2 protein-coding genes are annotated in these 1,216 nt (G+C 75.0%); both read left to right on the plus strand.

Going from position 1 to position 1,216, the window contains the following annotated elements:
• Positions 1-2: 2 nt before the first annotated feature.
• Positions 3-977, plus strand: a complete 975-nt coding sequence (locus P409_RS34740) for an ABC transporter ATP-binding protein (protein WP_081992239.1) — start codon at positions 3-5, stop codon at positions 975-977.
• Positions 974-1,216: ATP-binding cassette domain-containing protein (locus P409_RS34745; protein ID WP_152613720.1), on the plus strand; the 243-nt coding region annotated here is incomplete at its 3' end. The genes P409_RS34740 and P409_RS34745, both read left to right, overlap by 4 nt.

The following is a 1,216-nucleotide window of genomic DNA, read 5'->3' on the forward strand; positions in this document are numbered from 1 at the left end:
CGGTGCTGGACCTCCAGGGCCTCACCGTCGAGATCGCTACCGCGCGCGGAAACATCCGGCCGGTCGAGGATGTCTCCTTCTCGGTCCGCGCCGGCGAGACCATGGCCATCGTCGGCGAGAGCGGCTCCGGCAAATCCGTCACCGCCACCGCCCTGATGGGCCTGCTGCCCCCGGCCGCCCGGCCGGTGGCCGGCGCCGCCTGGTTCGGCAACCGCGACCTGCTGCGGCTGGACGAGCCGGCCCTGCGGGCCTTGCGCGGCGGCGCCATGGCGATGGTGTTCCAGGATCCGATGAGCAGCCTGAACCCGGTGCACCGCGTCGGCGACCAGGTGGCCGAGGCGATCCGCGCCCACCGCCCGATGCCGGCCGCGAAGGCGCGGGCCGAGGCGCTGGCCCTGTTCCGGCGCGTCGGCATCGCCGACCCGGAGCGGCGCCTGGACGCTTGGCCGCACGAGCTGTCGGGCGGCATGCGCCAGCGCGTGATGATTGCCATGGCGCTGGCCAACCGCCCGGGCCTTCTGATCGCCGACGAGCCGACCACCGCGCTGGACGTCACCGTCCAGGCCCAGATCCTGGACCTGCTGGCCGAGTTGCAGCGCGAGACCGGCACGGCGATGATCTTCATCACCCACAGCCTGGGTGTGGTCGCTGAGATCGCCGACCGGGTCACGGTGATGTATGCCGGGCAGGTGGTCGAGCAGGGCGACGCCGCCGCGGTGTTCGCCGCGCCGCTGCATCCCTACACCCGCGCCCTGCTGGCGGCGACGCCGGACGGCGACGGCCAGCCCGCCGGCATTCCCGGCACGGTGCCGCCGCCCCATGCCTTCCCGGCCGGCTGCCGTTTCGCGCCGCGCTGCGGGCATGCGGCTGCGGCCTGCGCCGCGGCGCCGGTCCCGCTCGACGAGGCACGGGACGGCCGGCTGACGCGCTGCATCCGCTGGCCGGAGCTGGCGAACGGAGCGGAGTGCGCGGCATGACCACCCCATCGGCGACGCCGCTGGTCGAGGCGAAGGGCCTGTCCAAGATCTTCCACACCGGCGGCCTGTTCCGGCGCGGCCGGTTCGTCCAGGCCGTGCGCGGGGTGGATGCCGGCGTGGCCCGCGGCGAGGCGCTGGGCGTCGTCGGCGAGAGCGGCTCCGGCAAGAGCACGCTGGGCCGGATGATGCTGGGGCTGATGCCGGCCAGCGCCGGGACGGTCAGCTTCGACGGCCGGCGC

The sequence above is a fragment of the Inquilinus limosus MP06 genome, from assembly GCF_000767795.1.
GTDB lineage: Bacteria > Pseudomonadota > Alphaproteobacteria > DSM-16000 > Inquilinaceae > Inquilinus > Inquilinus limosus_E.